Source organism: Exobacillus caeni (assembly GCF_005747095.1).
In the GTDB taxonomy this organism is placed as follows: domain Bacteria; phylum Bacillota; class Bacilli; order Bacillales; family Guptibacillaceae; genus Exobacillus; species Exobacillus caeni.
The window spans coordinates 587,565-600,915 of the sequence record NZ_SWLG01000001.1 but is presented as its reverse complement, the minus strand read 5'-3'; the positions used below and the strand labels follow the sequence as shown (position 1 = coordinate 600,915).

Here is a 13,351-nt window from a genome sequence, read left to right as displayed (position 1 = left end):
AATAGATCTAAGTCATCTATTTTTTATGGGAGAGCAAAGAAGTTTAGCTTCCTGGCCCTTATTTTTACCAAAAACAAAAAGAGCACCCTATTAATTAACGGGTTCCGTTTTAGATGCAAAACAGTAAATGACAGTAAAAATGACTTTTGAAACTTTTAAGAACGCTTATTCGTATGTAGTGATCAATAACAATTGTAGGAGTGATTTTTTTTGGGAAAATTGAAGAAATACTTTATGTCTTTGATGTTGCTGGGAATTCTACTATTAGCTGTTGGTTGCACGAACTCCGATGCCTCAGGAGAAGAAAACGAAGTACAAAATACAAGTAAACAAAACCTTCAAACCGTTTTGAAAAATGTATTTACTGGACCTACCGAAGAACAGGAGGAAATGTTGTATTCTGTGGATGATATGGAAAAGAAATCAGAAATGCTCTCTGAGTATCATCAAGAAAATTTCAAACCCTATTTAAGCGAACGTTTTTATGAAGATTTCGTTAGAACCAACGGGGCATTTATGACCGTGGGTTTTGCCCCTCCTGATTATGTTTTTAAGGTTAAGGACATAAAGATTGAAGAAGGCAAAAGCTATTACGAATTCAATGTGAACGTATCCTACACAAATAAACAAAGTGACGAAAGTGAAATATTGAATGTTAAAGGACACGCACAAACTAACGAAGAGGGTAAAGTCACAAGTATTAAATATATAAATCCCGAAGACATTTACACGGCATTAGGAAAGTGAACTCTCTGGTTATTTTTATGCAACTAGAGTAACGGGTTGCTTTACTTTAACAGCGACTGAAAAAGATACTATGTCAATTTGCTGTTAAAAATCAAAATTAGGCGTACCAAACTGAATGTCAGTCGGTACGCCATTTTCATTGTCACTTTAACTTTTGCACTTCAAAACGGAACCCGTTACCCTGTTAAAGAGTACTCTTTATTAGATAGCTTTAGTATTGCATAAGTGTAAAGATTTCGTGATCATTTAGTTTTTCGCGGCCATCGAGGTAGGTTAGTTCGATCATGAACGCAAGGCCTACTACTTCTCCTCCTAGCTTTTCAACTAGCTCGATGGTTGCGTTTATCGTTCCGCCGGTTGCTAGCAAATCATCAGTGATCAGTACCTTCTGGCCAGGCTTAATCGCATCTTTGTGAATGGTCAACACATCTTTGCCGTATTCCAATCCATAATCAACTTTAACCACTTCACGAGGAAGTTTTCCTTCTTTCCTTACTGGAACGAAACCTAATCCAAGAGAATACGCAACTGGACATCCAACGATAAAGCCTCTTGCTTCAGGACCAACGATAATATCTACATCTTTGTCTTTTGCAAAATCTGCTATATCGTTAATCGCCTTCTTATATACTTCTCCATCTTGCATAAGGGTTGTAATATCTTTGAATCTGATTCCCTCTTTTGGGTAATTTTCTACAACCGTAATGTAATTCTTATAATCCATTTACTTCAAGGCCTCCTCAATACTAGTGGAACAATTTATTATTTGATCAAACCACTCTTTAAGCGTGTGGTAGGAAGAATAGCAAAGGTCATTTTCCAATCTGGCCTGGTCTTGCTTTCTCCTGTATGTTTCTGACTTTGTTAAGTCTCGTTTCGCGACGTTTGGATTAACTGAAACTTGTCCATTTTCAATTGTAACAAACTCTAACTCCAAAAACACTTTTGACATAAAGTGAATGGTTTCCTTTGACCAGCCTTTATGCTTTGCAAGCTGTTCAGACTGTTTTAAGTCAAACCGCTTCCTTTTTAATAAAAAGGCATAATACCATTTGAAATGGTCCCTTGATGGAATTGTAGTAAAGAAATGGTCTTCTTCGTGATGAAACACAACATATGCTCGCTCTGGAACCCCGGTCCCTAAGAACGTTTTGATTTGGTCTTCATGGTAAGGTAAATCTAAAAACAATACATACTGATTCGAAAGATCCGTTTTTGTATTCCTATTGTCATCATTTATTTCGATAAGGTTCGTTTCCCAATCCTGCAAATCGAATTTTTTAATCGTATTTTCACGAAATGCAACGATGGAAAGCTTGTCTTTAGGAATCATTTCCAGCCGTTTTTTTAAATCACGAATACCACGATAATCGAAAAGCTGCCATTCGTCAACTGCGATATCCTGAACAAAGATTTGCGGTTTGCGGTGGCCGTTCCATTCATTAATAGAAAGCTCCCCGATCACGGATACCTTTGACTGGGGTGTAACTTCCTCGAACACATATCCAAAATGGAATCCGACCCCATCAAGAGCCCAGCTCTGGTTTCCGAGGGCTATCTTTAGATGGTTTGCTTCACTGCCTATCCGTTTCAACTGGGTCATATTGACATCTTTGAGCAAAACGACCGGTTTAGGATTGCTTACTCCAAAAGGCGCAAGCATGTTTAGCTCCTCGATCGATTCAAGAGTCACATCTTCCACCTTGCATTCAAGGTCCACACGAGTCAATGGAATAAGATCATTATCGGTTAGCTTTTCCTTTGCCAATCCGTTTAATCTCTCGCGCAGGTCATCAAGGTCATCCACGTTTAACGTCATTCCTGCTGCCATAGGATGCCCGCCAAAATGGGGCAGGATGTCCCGGCATATGGAAAGGTTTTCAAACATGTCAAATCCTTCTATGCTTCTTGCAGAGCCCTTTGCTGTCCCTTTTTCGTTATCGATACTCAAAACAATCGTCGGCCGATAGAAACGTTCAACCAGCCTTGAGGCAACGATTCCGATCACTCCAGGATTCCAACCTTCTTTCGCAATAACAAGTACCCGATTGTTGTCCCCTGGCGGATAGAAATTTTCCACCTCTTCGATTGCTTCCTTCGTCATCTCATTAACTAGCTGCTTTCGTTCTTTATTCATCGTATCGATTTCTTCAGCGATATACTTTGCTTCGTCGGCATCTTCTGTTGTTAAAAGCTGTACAGCTGGAACAGCACTATCAAGCCTTCCTGCAGCATTGAGCCTCGGTCCGATGGCAAATCCAATATGATCGGCATTGATTTCCTGATCTTCAATGCCACATTGGGCAAGTAGCGCTTTGACTCCCTTTTTAGTAGACCTGCCGAGTGATTTGATTCCTTCATCAGCAATCAGGCGGTTTTCATCAATCAGAGGCACAAGATCTGCAATAGTGCCCATGGCTGCGATTTCAAGCAAGTGATAGGGAGCTTTTCCTAACAATGCATGAGAAAGTTTGAACGCAACTCCTACCCCTGCCAATCCTTTAAACGGATATGTACACCCTGGTTTCTTAGGATTTATTGTTGCATATGCATCTGGAAGAACCGGCGGGGGTTCATGGTGGTCTGTGATAATCAAATCGATTTCAAGCTCTTTAGCGACTTCTGCTTCATGGACGCCTGATATGCCTGTATCCACCGTAATGATTAAAGAAAAGCCCTCTTCTTTCGCCCAGCGGAACGCCTGTTCATTGGGACCGTACCCTTCTGTAAAACGGTTAGGAATATAATAATCAAAAGTTGCATTTAATTCTTTTAGCGTATAGACCATCACGCTTGTACTGCTTACGCCATCCGCATCATAGTCTCCATAGATTAGTATTTTTTCATTATTCTCTATTGCACGATGAATTCTATGAACAGCCTCTTCCATTCCATCCATTAAAAATGGATCGTGAAAGCTAAGATCTTTTTTGTATAAAAATCGTTCTGCTTCCTTTACGCTAGTAATTCCGCGATTAACTAACAAAGTAGCAGCAATAGAAGATACACCGAGTTCGCTTTGCAATCGTTTCGATGCCTCCAGGTCAGTTTCAACGACGTTCCATCGTGTTTTAGGTTGCAACATGCTATCACCTCTTAACCTACTCATTATATAAAGAAATTAGAGGTTTGACCAGTGGTTGGCACATGTCCAATCTGCCTAATCAAATGGAAATCAAAAGATAACTCGACGTGCGGCAATCCTTAAGTCTACCATCCTACAAGTTTTCATCCATTGAATTTTGCGTTAAAACTTTTCCACACTGCAAATAAAAAACCCGGCCAATTATGCCAGGTTATTGCCGGTTTCCGTTCGATTCGAAATTTTCTTCTTCCTCATTTAAGCTATCCAATTCTGGTTCATGATTTTCAGTTGGACCTTGTGTAGATTCAAGCTCTTCTTGTAACTTGCCGTTCTCTTTTTTTAGAGACCTTATCTCATGAAGCAATTTATAATAGCGAACAAGGCCGACACCGAGTACCAGTAATCCTCCCATAAGAACTGAACCCAGTATCACAAGAACAAGCGGCCATTCAGAAGTTCCAAACAAGTAATTAACCTCAACCGGATCAACATTGATAACGGCAAATACTGCAATAACAAGTGCAAATATTAGCGCAATAATTAGTCCCCATTGTTTTTTCATCCCATTCTCCTCCCAGCTCTCTTAGGTCAATCATACCATTGACTACCTTTAGGTTCATAAGGATTGATATGAACCAAAACATCTTGAACGTCTTTGTCCTCTAATAAGCGCTTCTTCACTTCCTTGCCGATCTGATGGCCTTCTTCCACGGAAATATCGGGGTCTACACCTAGCTTAAGGTCAATAATCAGATAGTGGCCATGTTCCCTTGCAAAAAATTCATCGATATTCAAAACGCCTGGGACATCTTCTATAATCTTTCGGTAAGTATGAGTATCTTCCTCATGCAAAACATGATCCAGAGTATTATGGATTGATTCATATCCTAGTTTAATCGCCATTTTAAGTATTAAAATCGCAACTAAAAGCCCGGCGACCGGATCTGCATAAACCAACCAGTATATGCCAAAATTCTGGCCAATAATCGCGCCTCCGATTCCAGCTAATACTGCAATCGAAGAATATACATCTGATCGATGTTCATAAGCATTAACGATTAATGCATCACTCTTTATCTTTTTTCCCAAAGAATACTTGTATCGAAACATCGCTTCTTTTAAAATAATCGAAACAATTGCTGCATACATCGCTAGAGTTCCCGGTGCTTCGATTTCTTGAAATAAAGCTTTTGCAGAACTTAATCCTATTTCAAACCCGACGAGCAGCAGTAAAACCGCAACAATAATCGCCGCAATCGATTCTGCTTTCCCGTGCCCATACGGATGGTCTTCATCAGGAGGCCTTTTTGCAGCTTTAAGGCCAATATATACAGCGAAGGATCCTGCCACATCTGAACCGGAGTGTGCAGCATCAGCAATAAGCGCCCGACTGTTTGCTATGTATCCGATTATCCCTTTTACCAATGCCAGAAAAATATTGCCAACTACTCCAACAAGCGCGGCAAATTCCGCCTTACGGAAACGCTCTTCTTTCTCCAACCTTTCACCTCTTTTCACCTATTACTCTTATACTGTTTAGAATTGGCTATTAAAAACCGTTCTATGAATGAATATCATATTATCGGTATGTCATTATCTTTCCTCTGTTAGTAAGGAAGTAAAACATAAAAAACCCACAGGACGGAATGGTCCCATGGATTTGATATTATCCTTCATTTTCTGCCGGTTTGAAACGTTTCTTTTCCAATTGTTTTCCTTTCCATACAGCCCAGAGCTGTGAAGCAATGAAAAGGGAAGAATAGGTTCCTGCCACAAGCCCGATCAGTAATGCGATAGAAAACGTTCTGATCGCTTCACCGCCGAAAATCATTAACGCCGCTGCAGCGAATATTACCGTCAACACAGTGTTAATGGAACGAGCAAGCGTTTGAACCAGACTAGCGTTTACGATACGGGCAATATCTTCAAAGGTCTTTACTTTCTTCTCAAACTTCATGTTTTCCCGGATACGGTCGAACGTGACGATCGTATCGTTGATTGAATAACCAACGATTGTCAACACAGCAGCGATAAACGTAATGTTTACTTCCAACTGCAAAATACTGAACACGGCGATGATCAAGAACGCGTCATGAAAAAGTGCTACAATCGCAGCCAGCCCCTGAAGCCACTCAAATCGGATCGCCACATAAATGATGATTCCGATCGAAGCGATCACAACTGCAATGAAAGCATTTTTCGCAAGCTCTTTACCAACTTGAGGAGAAACAGTGCTTATGTTTGGCTCTGAGCCATATTTTTCGTTGAAATATGATTTCACCTCTGCGATCTCATCTTTAGAAAGCACACCAATAAATCTGGCAACGCCGATCTCATTGTTGTCTCCAGCTAATGTAACTTCTTCAGGATCAAGTCCTAGTTCTTCGAACTCGTTGTTAACTTCCTCCACTGTTAAGGATTGCCCTGCTTGAACATCCACACGGGTACCACTCGAAAAATCGATTCCGAGATTAAGGCCGAAAACACCTAAAACAATAGCTCCAAGGACAAACAAGATTAAGGAGAACATGAAAAACTTTTTACGGTGTTTTACAAAGTCAAAGTCGATGTCTCTTGTGTTAAAGTTCATCAATTTCACTCTCCTTTACACCAAAATATCCCGGTTTTTTGTTTAAGGCGCGGCTCTTAACCCATAAACCGAGCAATAAACGGGATCCCCATACCGCAGTGATAAAGCTGACGAGGATACTAGTGATCAACATAACCGCAAAGCCTTTAACAGCGCTTGTCCCGTAAATAAACAGGACTCCTCCGGCGATAACGGTCGTAATATTCGCATCCAGAATCGTAGCAAAAGAGCGACGGCTTCCAGCTTTAAATGCAGACAGCATCGACTTCCCTGTCCGTATTTCTTCTTTTATGCGTTCGTAGGTAATAATATTGGCATCAACTGCCATTCCGACTCCTAGCACCAGGGCAGCGATACCTGGAAGCGTCAGTACTGCATTCATCCAATCAAATACTAGCAGGATAAGGTAAATATATACGCTAAGCGTAATGACTGCGATCACGCCAGGGAATCGATAATAAAGCATCATGAACAAGAAGATGAGGCCAATGCCGATATATCCGGCAACAACCGTTTTATCAAGGGCCTGCTCACCGAACTGTGCCCCAACGGAAGTAGAATAAATTTCTTTCAATTTAACTGGCAATGAACCTGCGTTCAAAAGGTCAGCAAGGTTTTGCGCCTCTTCAACCTTAAACGGCGGGCCAGTAATAATAACCTGATTTTGGCTCAAGACCTGGGTAACCTGCGGATCAGAAATAAATTTCCGCTCTCCTTCAGGCTTTTTTAATTCTTCTTTATAGGAATCCCCTTTTTCATAATCCAGCCAGATGACAAGGCGGTTTTCAGGAAAAGGCATGTCCTTTATTTTTCTTGTTATATTAGCGAATTCTTCAGGATGTTTTAATGTAACCTGAACAACCGGTTGGTTCTTTTCAAAAACAACTTTTGAGGCACCTTCTTTTAAGTCAGTCCCATCCATCTGTTTCTTATCATCAGTTGTACGGAAAGAAAGCTCCGCCTGAGTCGATAAGATGTCACGTGCCTGGTTCTGGTCTTTGACTCCCGCCAACTGCACCCTGATCCGATCGTTACCTTCGATCGTCACGCTCGGCTCGGATACACCTAGAACATTGATCCGTTCATAAAGGGCACTCACCGTGCTGTTCAAAAGCTCTTTGTTGATTTCCTGGCCTTCCTGAGCAGGTTCAACGTCATATAAAACTTCGAAGCCTCCCTGCAAATCAAGCCCAAGCTTAATATCGCTTGTGATGTCTTTGATCGTAAACGCAATTAACGAAGCAAGCGCGATGACTATTATAAAAAACGTTACGATCCGACCTTTTTTCACCATCTAAAAAACTCCTCCCTATGATAAAAAACGACAATGAAATATGTAACTATATTAGACCAATAATCCTATTATAGCGATTAATGAATTTTTCTGTCAATTTGACATTTTTTCGGATTTATTTCAAGTCCAAAATTTCATTTTCACTGAACCAGTCTGGTCCCTGGTAAGCACTGATGGTCAACCAGTTCATATATTCGTTTGCAGACAACCTCATTATTTGGTTAACAAACTGATGAAGCTGCAATTCGTCTTTATTCCGTTTCAAACGTGCTGTGATGCACTTCCAGATTTCTTCTGTTGTTGCGCGGTCATAACCCAGTAAATGAAACTCATCCTTTTTGCTTTCTAACGCCGGCCATACCGTGTCTTTCCATTGTTCTACCATCATAAAGGCCCCTTCCAATAATATGAATTTAGAAAATAGAATACATCGCTATCCCTACACCCAGACCAGCTACGACCACACCAGTAAGAATTGCAAAGAATGCATATTGAAACCGAATTCCAAAAATCGCCGCCGCCACACAGGCACTGTAAGCCCCAGTTGTCGGCAGGGGTACTGCTGTGAACAGGATTAATCCGAGAGCACCATATTTCTCGACATTTCCGCTTTTTTTCACTGTGCGGTGGTGAAGCCAGTCATAAAGCTTTTTGTACCAGGTAAAGCGCATCAGCCAGTTGCTGACAGGCTTAAACAATAACAGTAACGGCACAATCGGCAGGGCATTCCCAATAATGCTTAACAAAAATGACTCGGTAAAACCAAATCCAAAGGTGTATGCTACTGGAATACCTCCCCTGAGCTCTAAGATCGGCATTGCAGACACAATTACCACAATTAATTCCGGCGGAAGAAAGCTTAAGTTCTCCACTAAAAAGTCTCTTATTTGTTCTTTCATTAAAACACTCCTATATCCTTGTCATGCTTTGTCCCCTATCAAGCATATACATGATGGTAAAAGAAAATCCTTCGGTCGCCGGTTGGCATACAAAGGAACGGCTTCCTAAAAAACTGGAATCCAAATTAATACTATCTTACAACACTAAAAATGGCTACCGTTTTTTGAGCAAGACTGTTTTTTTGTACTTTCATAGAAAGTAGGGTCTATATGTCAAAGCAAACCTTTTTAAGAGGGACACTTGTCTTAATCATTGCAGGGTTGATCACAAAAATTCTCGGGTTCATCAACCGGATTGTAATGGCAAGAGTCATGGGAGAAGAAGGCGTCGGATTATATATGATGGCAGTACCGACGCTAATTCTTACGATAACCCTGACTCGAATGGGACTGCCGGTTGCGATTTCAAAAATGGTAGCAGAAGCAGACGCAAAAGGCGATCGGAAAAAGATCAAAAGAATCTTAGTTGTTTCACTGGCGATAACTGGCCTTCTCAGCATTATTTTCACCACTGCAATGGTTCTGGCTGCTCCTATTTTATCACAGAAATTCTTCACCGATGGCAGAACTTTTTACCCGCTGATCGCCATTACCCCTGTCGTACCTATCGTTGCGTTGTCTTCTATTCTAAGAGGGTACTTTCAGGGACTGCAAAACATGCGCCCCTCGGCATATTCACAGGTTATTGAACAATTTGTGAGAATTTGCCTTGTTGCTCTGTTAACTAAAATGTTTTTGCCTTATGGAGTGGAATTTGCGGCCGCCGGGGCAATGTTGTCTGTTATCATGGGGGAGCTTGCTTCCTTGTTGTACATGTTTTCGATGTTTAAGCTTAAGAAGAGAATACGGATACGCAAAGGATTTTGGAGCTACTTGAAGGACGGAAACGGTACCTTGAAAGATTTGATGAGCATTTCTCTTCCGACAACAGGAAGCCAGCTCATTGGCTCGGTTTCTTATTTCTTTGAGCCTATCGTTGTAGCCCAGAGCCTGCTCATCGCTGGTGTTGCCACAGAGGTGGCTACAAGACAGTACGGTAGTCTTTCAGGACTCGCTATCCCGCTTTTATTCTTGCCGACATTTATTACCTACTCCCTGCAGGTATCACTTGTACCGGCAATAAGTGAAGCGCATGCCCAGAAACAGTATAAGCTTATTCAGCATCGGCTGAGCGAAGCAATGCGCCTTTCGATGGTCTCAGGAGGAATTTCTGTTATTATTACTTACATCTTTGCTGTTCCGTTAATGGATCTTATGTATGATGCTCCTTCTGTTGCCATTTATGTAAAAGTCATGGCTCCATTTTTCTTCTTTTATTACTTTCAGGGCCCGCTTGCTGCAGCCCTGCAAGCTTTAGATCTCGCAAAGGCTGCCATGATAAACAGTTTGATCGGAGCTGTGGCAAAGATCGCTTTAATCTTCGTTCTCGCCACCCGGCCCGAGCTAGGCATAATGGGAGTAGCATTAGCCATCGTTACCGGAATCGTACTAGTAACACTGCTTCACTTTGCGACCCTTGCAAAAGCGATCGGATTTACGATTGTCATAAAAGATTTCACAAAAGGAGTAACCGGAATTCTGCTTGGGGCTTTTGCAGCCCACTACTTTTACGGAAAGTTCATCGGGGTCGGCAATATTTTGCCTGGCACTGTTCTAGCCATCAGTCTCTCCTGCCTTGTCTATGTTATAGTGCTCCTTTTGTTAAACTTGATAAGACGGGATGATTTAAGAAGAATTCCATTTTTCGGTTCACTTTTTTAAACACATTAAAAAGGGTTGATCCAGTTTCTCCACCTTCGGAGCCTTGATCACCCTTTTATTTTTCGTTTTTTAAATCGATAAAAAATGTACCGTTTCGATGGAGTGAACAAAATGAGATTCGCTTGATGTCCCTGTGGCCCAATTTTTTCAGTTCTTGCCTTAACCATAGCGAAGTCTTATTGATTTTTTTTAAATGTTCCTCCTGGACTTTCCCATCTAATATAAGTGGAAGAGGTAAAAGTTCCTCTGCCTTTATTTCTTTATTATTTTTTTCTTTTTTTATAACTGATAAATCTCCCGATGGCTCCAGAATTGCAAATTCAACATCTGAAACACTCGCCACATCTTTTTGCCGCAGTTGTGCCAATAAGTCATCAAAGTTATATCTTTGCTTCTTCATTTCCTCTTCATCGATTTTCCCTCTGTCAATTAACACCGAAGGCTTTCCATCGATTAACTCCCTCATTTTTTCGCTCTTTAAAGAAATAAAAGCCATCGCTATTTGGATCAGTACGAGTATTCCCATCGGAACAAGCGTATTGACCATCGGTGTTTTCGGATCTTCAATCGAAAGTACTGCAAGTTCAGCAATCATGATGGAAACCACAAAGTCAAGGATGCTCAATTGGCCGATTTCTCTTTTGCCCATCAATCGAAATATAACGATTATGGCATAATAAAGGACAACTGTTCTAAGTATAATCGTGAGAAATTCCAATCTCGTCCCCTCCTTTTCAGGTTCATTGTTGTTAGTTTGACCCTGAAACAACCAAACAATAAGGGAATGTATTGGAAAATAATCATAAGTACTTGTTTTATTAACTATTTTTGCAAAACAAAAAGCAGACCCATATGCCTGCTTAATAATATGGCAATAAATATCTAAAATAAATGTAAATAGTGGAGATTATAAGAGAAACAAACACAACCGGAACACCAACCTTTAAAAACTCCAGAAAACTAACCTGTTGTTTATCCTTTAAGGCAAGCCCGGCAACAACTACATTAGCGGAAGCCCCGATTAACGTGGCATTTCCTCCAAGACATGAGCCGAGCGCCAGGGACCACCATAATGGATCAAGATTTGTCATACCGTAATCCTGAAACTCGGTTATCACTGGAATCATCGCGGCTACAAAAGGAATATTATCCAGAAATCCTGAGAAAATGCCAGATCCCCATAATATAACGATCGCTGTCTTTGGCAAGTCACCTTCAGTATAATACAGAATGCCACGGGCTATCTCATCGATGATTCCGACATCCTTCAGCCCTCCAATTAGCATGAATAGGCCAATAAAAAAGAAAAGCGTTATCCACTCCACGGATTTAAATACTTCTTCTGTTTCATGCTCGTCATGCGTGATCAACAACAATAACAGTGCACCGGCCATCGCAATGCTTGTTATCTCGACATGAAATAGCGGATGAAGCAAAAAGCCAAGAATAGTCATTCCCAGAACTGCCAGAGACTTATATAACAGGGGACCTTTTTTCAAGTAAGTGTTAGCTCTTATAGAAAGAAGTTCGAGTCTGTATTGTTCCGTTACATGAAGCTTTTTCCGATAAAATAATAACAATCCACCCATAATCGAGCCAAATATTAGTAATACGACCGGACCAAGGTGGAATAAAAAGTCGTTGAATCCCAGATGGCCAACAGCCTGGCCAATCATTATATTTGGAGGGTCTCCGATTAAAGTAGCTGTTCCCCCAATGTTAGAAAACAAAATAGTCGAGACAAGAAAGGGAACACTCGGTACTTGCAAGATCCTTGTTAATGTTAGAATTATCGGCACAAGAAGCAAAACGGTTGTAACATTATCCAGCAGCGCAGAACCTGCAGCAGTTAACGTAGCCATCATGAATAAGAGCGGGATCGGTTTTCCTTCCACACGCTGTGCAACCTTAATCGCTATATATTCAAATATCCCGTTCTGACTCGTTATGGAAACTAAAACCATCATTGAAAACAAAAGCGATATGGTATGCCAGTCAATATGCTTTATGAAAATGTTATTCAAGTCGATGATCCCCAACAAAAGCATAAGCAATCCGCCTGCACAGGCAACCAGAGCTCGATTGATTTTCTCTGTGATAATGCCTATATAACTAAATACAAAAATAGAGGCTGTTACAATCGTTTCCAATGCAGAGTTCTCCTTCCGTTGTTCCTTTTTATAATCCTATGACACGACCTGTCCTTTAATGATTTTGCTTCTAATTTGTCCACATTCGAATAAAATGTAATAACACTTTAATCGGAAGGGGAGATACAGTTGGAAACAAGGAATATGTTGACTGCAATGGGTTATGGCTTACTTTCCATTGTTATTATTGTTTTTGCTGTCAGCTTTGTATTGTCTTTAATTCTTCGCTTCTCTTCGCTTACGGAAGATTCTGTAGGCATGGTAGTAATGGCAGCAACAGTTCTTGCATTTTTTATGGGAGGTTTTATTTCCGGAGGGAAAAAGGGCGAAAAGGGGTGGATGGTTGGAGGAGGCACCGCGCTCTTATACATCTTGCTAGTGTTTCTCATTCAATTCCTCGGCTATCGCATGACATTTAATGCTCAGCAGATAATGTACCACGGAGGCTATCTGCTATCTGCGATTCTTGGTGGCATAATAGGCGTAAATCTTCGAAGTTCACGGTAATTGCATAAAAGGAAAAAGGACGATCCCATTAAATGGAATCGCCCTTTTTTTTGCTTATTGTGTAGTTACATCTCGAATTGCTGCGCGGTCAAAGGTTAATTTGCTTCCGTCAGTAGAACGAATCACAACAGTTGCTTCCTCAATAACGTCAATCGTTCCATGAATGCCGCCGATCGTTACCACTTTATCGCCTTTTTGCAAGTTCGACTGCATTTCTCTTGTCTTTTTCTGGCGCTTTTGCTGTGGACGGATCAACAAGAAATAAAAAATAGCGAACATTAGAAGCAAAGGCAAAATATTTGCTGCTAAATCCAAATG

General features: G+C 40.9%; 12 protein-coding genes and 1 pseudogene. 3 read left to right on the top strand and 10 right to left on the bottom strand.

The genetic code is table 11. The annotated features are described in order from the left end of the window. Positions 1–210 precede the first annotated feature (210 nt). Positions 211–747 (top strand): hypothetical protein, encoded by a 537-nt coding sequence (locus FCL54_RS02950; RefSeq protein WP_138122966.1) that lies wholly within the window; start codon positions 211–213, stop codon positions 745–747. A gap of 211 nt (positions 748–958) precedes the next feature. Here the strand turns inward: FCL54_RS02950 and FCL54_RS02945 are convergent, their stop codons facing one another. The 7 genes and pseudogenes from FCL54_RS02945 to FCL54_RS02915 form a co-directional block, all read right to left on the bottom strand. Beyond that, complete coding sequence (locus FCL54_RS02945) at positions 959–1,471, bottom strand: adenine phosphoribosyltransferase (protein WP_138122964.1); 513 nt, start codon at positions 1,469–1,471, stop codon at positions 959–961. Then, complete coding sequence (gene recJ / locus FCL54_RS02940) at positions 1,472–3,832, bottom strand: single-stranded-DNA-specific exonuclease RecJ (RefSeq protein ID WP_138122962.1); 2,361 nt, start codon at positions 3,830–3,832, stop codon at positions 1,472–1,474. A 211-nt stretch (positions 3,833–4,043) separates the two neighbouring features. Beyond that, complete coding sequence (locus FCL54_RS02935; RefSeq protein ID WP_138122960.1) at positions 4,044–4,394, bottom strand: LapA family protein; 351 nt, start codon at positions 4,392–4,394, stop codon at positions 4,044–4,046. Positions 4,395–4,420: 26 nt separating this feature from the next. Further along, positions 4,421–5,332 carry a cation diffusion facilitator family transporter gene (locus FCL54_RS02930; RefSeq protein WP_138122958.1) on the bottom strand — a complete coding sequence of 304 codons (912 nt, stop codon included), beginning with the start codon at positions 5,330–5,332 and terminating at the stop codon, positions 4,421–4,423. A 166-nt stretch (positions 5,333–5,498) separates the two neighbouring features. After that, positions 5,499–7,716: pseudogene (gene secDF, locus FCL54_RS24740) on the bottom strand (protein translocase subunit SecDF). Positions 7,717–7,831: 115 nt separating this feature from the next. After that, positions 7,832–8,101, bottom strand: coding sequence for a post-transcriptional regulator (locus tag FCL54_RS02920; protein WP_246055110.1), 270 nt, complete (start codon positions 8,099–8,101; stop codon positions 7,832–7,834). Between the two features lie 28 nt (positions 8,102–8,129). Beyond that, positions 8,130–8,615: a COG2426 family protein gene (locus FCL54_RS02915; protein ID WP_246055109.1), complete on the bottom strand. Its 486-nt coding sequence runs from the start codon at positions 8,613–8,615 to the stop codon at positions 8,130–8,132. Between the two features lie 210 nt (positions 8,616–8,825). Here FCL54_RS02915 and spoVB point away from each other — a divergent pair, with 210 nt between their 5' ends. Beyond that, on the top strand, positions 8,826–10,376 hold the full coding sequence (gene spoVB / locus FCL54_RS02910; RefSeq protein WP_138122954.1) for a stage V sporulation protein B: 1,551 nt from the start codon (positions 8,826–8,828) through the stop codon (positions 10,374–10,376). A 55-nt stretch (positions 10,377–10,431) separates the two neighbouring features. Here the strand turns inward: spoVB and FCL54_RS02905 are convergent, their stop codons facing one another. Then, positions 10,432–11,094 carry a DUF421 domain-containing protein gene (locus FCL54_RS02905; RefSeq protein ID WP_138122952.1) on the bottom strand — a complete coding sequence of 221 codons (663 nt, stop codon included), beginning with the start codon at positions 11,092–11,094 and terminating at the stop codon, positions 10,432–10,434. Between the two features lie 142 nt (positions 11,095–11,236). Continuing rightward, complete coding sequence (locus FCL54_RS02900; RefSeq protein WP_138122950.1) at positions 11,237–12,526, bottom strand: ArsB/NhaD family transporter; 1,290 nt, start codon at positions 12,524–12,526, stop codon at positions 11,237–11,239. Between the two features lie 129 nt (positions 12,527–12,655). Between FCL54_RS02900 and FCL54_RS02895 the strand changes: the two genes are divergently transcribed. After that, positions 12,656–13,033 (top strand): TIGR04086 family membrane protein, encoded by a 378-nt coding sequence (locus FCL54_RS02895; RefSeq protein WP_246055108.1) that lies wholly within the window; start codon positions 12,656–12,658, stop codon positions 13,031–13,033. 54 nt (positions 13,034–13,087) lie between these two features. On the opposite strand, the gene yajC is transcribed toward FCL54_RS02895, so the two are convergent. Continuing rightward, positions 13,088–13,348, bottom strand: coding sequence for a preprotein translocase subunit YajC (yajC, locus tag FCL54_RS02890; RefSeq protein WP_138122948.1), 261 nt, complete (start codon positions 13,346–13,348; stop codon positions 13,088–13,090). Positions 13,349–13,351 lie beyond the last annotated feature (3 nt).